Source organism: Caldisericia bacterium (genome assembly GCA_021158845.1).
Classification (GTDB): domain Bacteria; phylum Caldisericota; class Caldisericia; order B22-G15; family B22-G15; genus B22-G15.
The window spans coordinates 1-6,808 of sequence record JAGGSY010000180.1; the positions used below are offsets into that span (position 1 = coordinate 1).

Annotated in this window: 8 protein-coding genes; 2 read left to right on the top strand and 6 right to left on the bottom strand. The window is 35.3% G+C overall.

Annotation, left to right across the window (positions count from 1 at the left end; all coding sequences use genetic code 11):
• Positions 1-22 precede the first annotated feature (22 nt).
• From J7J33_06460 to J7J33_06480, 5 genes are read right to left on the bottom strand one after another with little or no spacing between them, the layout of a single operon-like run.
• Positions 23-910, bottom strand: a complete 888-nt coding sequence (locus tag J7J33_06460; protein MCD6168919.1) for a hypothetical protein — start codon at positions 908-910, stop codon at positions 23-25.
• Positions 907-1,482: a phosphodiesterase gene (gene yfcE, locus J7J33_06465; GenBank protein ID MCD6168920.1), complete on the bottom strand. Its 576-nt coding sequence runs from the start codon at positions 1,480-1,482 to the stop codon at positions 907-909. The genes J7J33_06460 and yfcE overlap by 4 nt, the downstream gene beginning before the upstream one ends.
• Before the next feature lie 5 nt (positions 1,483-1,487).
• Entirely contained in the window at positions 1,488-2,279 is a 792-nt protein-coding gene (gene proC / locus J7J33_06470) for a pyrroline-5-carboxylate reductase (protein MCD6168921.1), read from the bottom strand.
• Positions 2,276-3,523 carry a glutamate-5-semialdehyde dehydrogenase gene (locus J7J33_06475; protein MCD6168922.1) on the bottom strand — a complete coding sequence of 416 codons (1,248 nt, stop codon included), beginning with the start codon at positions 3,521-3,523 and terminating at the stop codon, positions 2,276-2,278. Before J7J33_06475 ends, proC begins: the two co-directional genes overlap by 4 nt.
• Positions 3,524-3,544: 21 nt before the next feature.
• Positions 3,545-4,756 (bottom strand): TIGR00300 family protein, encoded by a 1,212-nt coding sequence (locus tag J7J33_06480; protein ID MCD6168923.1) that lies wholly within the window; start codon positions 4,754-4,756, stop codon positions 3,545-3,547.
• Between the two features lie 146 nt (positions 4,757-4,902).
• Between J7J33_06480 and rph the strand changes: the two genes are divergently transcribed.
• Together rph and rdgB are read left to right on the top strand one after the other, a co-directional pair.
• Complete coding sequence (gene rph, locus J7J33_06485; protein ID MCD6168924.1) at positions 4,903-5,640, top strand: ribonuclease PH; 738 nt, start codon at positions 4,903-4,905, stop codon at positions 5,638-5,640.
• The gene (gene rdgB, locus J7J33_06490; protein MCD6168925.1) at positions 5,600-6,229 is read left to right on the top strand and encodes an RdgB/HAM1 family non-canonical purine NTP pyrophosphatase; all 630 of its coding nucleotides are present in this window, start codon (positions 5,600-5,602) and stop codon (positions 6,227-6,229) included. The genes rph and rdgB overlap by 41 nt, the downstream gene beginning before the upstream one ends.
• Here the strand turns inward: rdgB and J7J33_06495 are convergent.
• Positions 6,182-6,808, bottom strand: a 627-nt coding sequence (locus J7J33_06495; protein MCD6168926.1) for a helix-turn-helix transcriptional regulator, incomplete at its 5' end; no start/stop codon positions are given. The two genes, rdgB and J7J33_06495, sit on opposite strands and share 48 nt — an antisense overlap.

Here is a 6,808-nt window from a genome sequence, read left to right on the forward strand (position 1 = left end):
ATCTTCATACATTCTCTCCTCCTTACATAGCTTTTAAGAGAAGTATATCCTCTATTTCTCCTCCTACAAAATTTTTTCTTAAAGTTTCTTCCCTTAAATACACTTTAAGGTTAAATTTTTTGGATAACACAATTTCAAAGAATGTATATGTTAGAAATTTTATAAGCTTATGGATTTCTCCATCATCCTTTCCTTTATCTGTAAAATCAAAATGGTTTGCTCCATATATCAATAAAAAATATTTTTCTTTAGACTCTGCTTCTTTGAAACCCTGCATCCTCCACTCCACAGGTTGACCCTCTATACCAATATCATTGGAGCCTGTAATCTGTAGGAAAGGAATTTTTATATCTTTCCATGAAGAGGGTTTAAACATCCTTGGAATACCTAAGGAATCATCTCCCTGTGGGGAATATGAAACTACAGCTTTTATCCTCTCGTCTTTTAATGAGATAAAATTTCTATTCATAAATATTTTTGCACCAGATATCACTGTTACCGTGTATGAACCATAGGAGTGGCCAAAGGCTCCCATCTTTTTCAGATTAAGAAACTTCCATTTTTCCTTGAGTTTGTATGTTTCGTCTATTAAGAATGATATATCCTTTGGCCTATTTATCCATTCATCTTTATCCTCAAGCATTTTTAGAATTGCCTCTTTTACATTTAATCCTTTATCAAGTAGATTTTTTAATGCTTTTCTATCGCTTCCTGGATGATGTGGAGCAAATATAGAGTATCCATGTTTTGTCAAGTATCTAAATAGATAAAGGTAGTTCTCAGGTGTTCCTCCAGCGCCATGTGAAAAGTATAGTATTGGACTATTATCTACATCTTCTGGCAAGAAAACATCTGTTTCTACTTTTCTTTTCCTTTCATTATCAAAGAGAAAAATCTTCTTTATCTTCATTTAACAAGTTTGAAGGATTTTTTTACCAGTAATTCTCCACTGGATAGATCAAAGAACTCAACAGCGACATTAAATTTTTCTATTGTAAGTATCCCTGCACTCTTTGAGCTGTCTTTGGGAAGAGATACAGAGCCAGGGCTTATGATGATTTTATTATTTGATGACACTGCTTTCTTTACATGGTAATGACCATGAATGAGGATATCTATATCAAACTCCTCCATAAATTTGAACATCTCGCTATCATTTTTAAACTGATCCCCATGTATTATTCCCAGAGTGAAGGGTTTAATATCTATGAGTTTAAACCTCTTACTGATATCATGATTTATCACCATCTGATCAACATCTGAATCACAGTTTCCTTTGACAAATATAATTTTTTCCTTAGGTATGGTGTTTATAAACTCTGATAACTCTTTAGGTAGATATTCATCTGGTAGTGGATTTCTTGGTCCATGATAGAGAATGTCTCCTGCATGTATTATTAAGTCTGTATCCTTTAATAGATTGTATGCTCTTTTAAACCACTTAAGTGAGCCATGTGAATCTGACATAAGGCCGATTATCAAACCCATCACCTCCTTAAATCTTTGCTTTTCTTATATGCCGCAATTATTGCTTTCATTAGAGTGGACTTAAAACCACCCTCCTCCAATTTAAGAAGTGCCTCGACTGTGGTTCCTCCAGGTGAAGAAACCATATCTATGAGTTCACCGTATGTTTTTTTAAGTTCTCTCTTAAGAAGAACTGAACCAATGACAGTTTCTTCAGAGAGTTTCTCACTTATATCTCTTGGAAGTCCAAGATAAACACCGGCGTCAGTCATAGATTTAAGGAATAAAAATACATAAGCTGGACCAGAACCACTTAGAGATGTTCCAATATCTATAAATTCTTCCTTTTCCACATAAATATTTTCACCGATAGAAGAGAGTATTTTTCTAACTATGTTTTTTTCTTCTTCATCTAAACCTGAATCAGTCCACACTGTTATTCCCTTTCCAATCCTTGAGGGAAGATTTGGCATACACCTTACAACTTTTTTTACTTTAAAATAATCCTTCAGGTTCTTGATACTTATTCCAGCAAGAATTGAGATTAGTATCTTTCCCCCAAATCTGCCAGTTAGTTCCTTTGAAATCTCTTCAAGGTTCTGTGGTTTTATGGAAAGTATTACGACATCTGAGAAGTTAATAGCATCAATATTTTTAGTTGAACCCATTACTTTGTATCTTTCCAGTAAGTTTTTAAGATGAGTTTCTGTTTTTGTAGTTATGAATATATTGGATTTGTTAAATCCTTTGTTTAAGAGTCCTTTAAGTATAGATTCACCCATCTTTCCACATCCAATTATTGAAACTTTCATTTTCTCACCTGCCCATTACCGAATATTATGTATTTTGTAGTTGTAAGTTCTTTAAGACCCATGGGACCTCTTGCGTGAAGTTTCTGTGTGGATATGCCTATTTCTGCTCCAAAGCCAAACTCAAACCCATCTGTAAATCTTGTTGATGCATTTACATATACACATGAGGAATCCACAGAGGAGAGAAACTTCATTGCATTGCTGTAATCCTCCGTGATTATAGCATCTGAATGATGGGTTCCATATTTGTTTATGTGTTTTATTGCCTCATCAACATTTGATACAACTTTCACTGCTATTTTAAGATCAAGATACTCCTTAATCCAATCTTCTTCTGTAGCTGGTATTGTATCCTCATAAACTTCCTGAACCTCTCTATCACCTATAATAGTGACTCCTTTCTCTTTTAAAGCATCAAGGATAGGAGTAATGTGTGTCTCCTTTACTTTCCTATGAAATAAAATCTTCTCCACTGCATTACATACAGAAGGCCTTTGAACCTTTGCATTTACGATTATTCTCTTTGCCATATCTACATTTGCTGACTCATCTACAAATATATGAACAACTCCTGCTCCAGTTTCAATTACAGGAACCTTTGCATTTTCCTTAACAAAATTTATAAACTTAGCGCTGCCCCTTGGAATTACCACATCAAGGTATTCTGTTAAAGTGAGAAGTGTAAAAACTGCCTCTCTATTGGTTGTTTCAATTAGTTGAATGGAACCTTCAGGAATTCCTGACCTGTATGCTGCCTCTGATAGGATCTTCCATATGACAATATTTGAATTTATCGCCTCACTTCCTCCTCTAAGAATTACACAGTTTCCACTTTTTAATGTTAAACCTATAGCATCTGCTGTAACATTGGGCCTTGCCTCATAGATCATTCCTATTAATCCAATTGGAACTCTCATCTTCATTATTCTTAAACCGTTTGGTCTTTGCCAGCCTGATACCACCTCACCTACAGGGTCAGGAAGGGAAGCTACAACCTTTAAACCTTCAGCAATACCATGAATCCTTTTTTCATTAAGAAGAAGTCTATCAAGTAGAGATTTAGATAATCCCTTCTCTTCACCCTTTATCATATCTTTTTTGTTTTCCTTTATAATGAGATCTTTCCTCTTTACAAGTTCTTCTGCCATAAAGAGAAGGGCGTTATTTTTTACCTCTGTCGGAAGAGTTGCAACTATATTTTTAACCTCAAATGCCTTCTTTGCTTTTTCAATTACTTCTTTCATATTGCACCTCTTTTATTCGTTTTATTTTTTAAGTTCTCTAACAAGAAGTGGGAGAAACTCTCCCACATCTGTTACAATTCCCAGAGTTTGAGCTGATCCCCTATCCATTAGTTTTGTTACCACTGATGGATTTATATCTATACATACCGTTTTAACATAAGAAGGGATTAAATTACCAACTGCTATGGAGTGAAGCATGGTTGACATCATGAGAATTAAATCTATATCCCTTAGAAGTTCTCTCATTTTTCTTTGGGCAACTATTGTATCAGTTACAACTTCAGGTAAGGGTCCATCATCTCTTATACTTCCAGCAAGGACAAAAGGGACATGATTCTTTACAAGTTCATACATCACACCACTTTTTAATACATGAGTCTCAACAGCTTTCTTGATGGATCCAATCTTTCTTATAGTGTTTATTGCTCTTAAGTGATTTCTGTGTCCATGTTCTGATACTTCTCCTGTTTCAATGTTTATACCAAGAGATGTTCCAAAGAGAGCATACTCTATATCATGCACTGCAATTGCATTTCCTCCAAAGAAAGCATCCACAAAACCCAATCTTATCATTTCCGCAAGAAAAACATGAGCACCTGTATGTACAACTGCAGGACCTACCACAACACCAATCTTTCCATCCTTCTCTTTTATCTTTTTTATCTCCCTTGCTACTGCCCTTATAAGCGTGCCTTTTGGCTTCTCTATGGAAACATCGCTGTTCATGAATTCAAATGGTCCAAGGTTTCCTCTTGGTCTTTCTGGTGGTTCAATTCTTATCCCATCAAAACCAGTAACAACCATCTCGCCTTTCTTTAATTCATTTATTGGTTTTGTTTCCGCCTCTTCTCCCTTGACCACAATTACACAATCCATTTCAGGGTTTTTTACATATATCCATTTTTTGTTAAGCCTTATATAGGTTTTGTGGTTTGTGGTTGAATAAAAGTTATCTGGGGCAACTCCATCCTTTTCTACTGGAGATAAGTTAACTTCTTTTTCCTCTGTAAGAGTGGCGCCCAATTTCTGAACTTCCTCAAGAATATCTTCAAGGACCTCTCTTTTTTCTGCCATGACGAGAAGCTTTGCATAACTTGGAAGTTCCCTTCTTTTTCCTATCTCAAACTCAAGAATTTCAAATTCACCCCCCATGTTCATGATAACATCAAAAATTTTTGGTAGAATCATTGAATCAATTATATGTCCTCTTAACTCTATCTCCTCTCTGTGCATGTAATAATTTTAATTCCTTTTTTAAAATAAGTCAAACCATTAGAGGCTCCGTTGCTGCTTCTTTGTAGAAGATTTTTAACAATTGAATTCTATTTGACAATATTAAACAGTTGAATGTATAATTCTTAAAAGAAAGGAGAGAGAAATTGGTTAAAAGAAAAGATGGAAGGCAACCTGACGAGTTAAGGGAGTTTTCTATAGAGATAGATTTCTTAAAGTATCCACTTGGTTCAGTTCTTGTTCAGATGGGAGATACTAAGGTTATATGTACCGCCATGGTGGATGAGAAGGTGCCACAATTCTTGAGAAATACAAATATGGGATGGATCACAGCAGAGTATTCACTTCTTCCAGGTTCAACCTATCCAAGAACTATGAGGGATATTGATAAAGGCAGAATAGAGGGAAGGAGTCAGGAGATTCAGAGGATAATAGGAAGGACTTTGAGGACCTGTGTTGATTTAAAAGGGATACCAGGTATGACCATATGGATTGATGCAGATGTAATACAGGCAGATGGTGGAACGAGGACTGCTGCGATAAATGGAGGATTTGTCGCTCTTTACCTTGCCCTCTCAAGGTTGTTTAAAAGGGGAAAGATTCCTTATTTTCCAGTTAGATACTTTATAGGTGCTGTGAGTGTGGGAATTGTATCTGATCAAATTCTTTTAGATCTAAATTTTAGTGAAGATTTTGAGGCACAGGTTGATATGAATGTTGTTATGAATGAGCAGAAGAAAATTATAGAGATTCAGGGGACGGGAGAGAAGAGAGAGTTTTCTGTGGAAGAACTTTTTAAACTTGTTAAACTTGCATGGAAAGGTATAAACGAGATAATAAACTATGAAAAAGAACTTCTCAAAGACGCTATTAGTGGCTACTGAAAATCCACACAAGCTAAGAGAATATATAGGGGTTTCTAAGTTGTTTGATTTAAAAATAAAATTCCTGTCCCTTAGGGATTTTAATGGACTTTCACTGCCAGAGGAGACAGGAGAAACATTTCTTGAGAATGCTCTTATCAAGGCAAGATACGCTTTTGAAAAAACAAAAATACCAACAATTGCAGATGACTCTGGTTTGATTATTGATTATCTTGATGGAAAACCAGGTGTTTTTTCAAAAAGATTCGCAGGAGAAGATGGGGATTTTGAAAAGAATATAAAAAAGGTACTATTACTTCTTGAGGGCGTTCCTTTTGAAAAAAGGAAGGCGATGTTTAAGACTGTTATAGTCTATAAGGATAGTGAAAGAGAAAAGGCTTTTGAGGGAACGCTGAGTGGTTACATATGGTTTGAGAAAAGGGGTAAAGAGGGATTTGGATATGATCCCATATTTTATCTTCCAGAACTTGATAAGACCATAGGGGAACTCTCTTTTGAAGAGAAGAACAAAATTAGTCATAGAAGTAAAGCTTTAAGAAAGCTATTTGCTTATCTTTCCAACCAATCTTACAATCCTGTTGATCCTTAGTATCTTAAATTTCCTACTTTCAAGTATATAGGTAAAATCCCCCTCAACAGCAGGTCTTAGTAACCAATTTCCTCTTTCAAAGGAGAGGGTGGCAAAGTTCGATGTATTATCAAATAGGACAATAACTCTATCCTTATTTCTTAAATTCTCCTCCTGGGAGACAAGTATAAAATCCCCCTTCTTTAAATCAAAACTCTTTATTCCCTTCCCCTGATATTTAAGAAAGAACATATCCCCTTCTACCCATTTTTTAGGAATGGTTATGTTCCCTTCCTCTTCCCATTGAATTGGTTTCTTTTCTGAAATCTTCCCCTTTACAGGCACAGAGATAAGTTTTTCTACAGGTTTTTCTGAAATATCTATATCTTCAAAGAAGTATATAATTGGTATATCAAAGGCTCTTGCTATACTCTCAAGCACTCTCAAGGTTGGTTCCTGTCTTCCAGTTTCAATAATATGAATATAGGATGCAGAGACCCCAACTCTTGCTGCAAATTCTGTTCTTGTAAAACCAAGTTCCTTTCTTAGCTCTATTATCCTCTCTCTAATCTTTTTCATCTCTTCCTGTGAATTAAAAAT

Excerpts from the sequence above, each read along its gene's own strand:
- J7J33_06460 (MCD6168919.1), bottom strand. The coding sequence starts at position 910 with ATGAAGATAAAGAAGATTTTTCTCTTTGATAATGAAAGGAAAAGAAAA.
- proC (MCD6168921.1), bottom strand. The coding sequence starts at position 2,279 with ATGAAAGTTTCAATAATTGGATGTGGAAAGATGGGTGAATCTATACTT.
- J7J33_06475 (MCD6168922.1), bottom strand. The coding sequence starts at position 3,523 with ATGAAAGAAGTAATTGAAAAAGCAAAGAAGGCATTTGAGGTTAAAAAT.
- J7J33_06480 (MCD6168923.1), bottom strand. The coding sequence starts at position 4,756 with ATGCACAGAGAGGAGATAGAGTTAAGAGGACATATAATTGATTCAATG.
- rdgB (MCD6168925.1), top strand. The coding sequence starts at position 5,600 with ATGAAAAAGAACTTCTCAAAGACGCTATTAGTGGCTACTGAAAATCCA.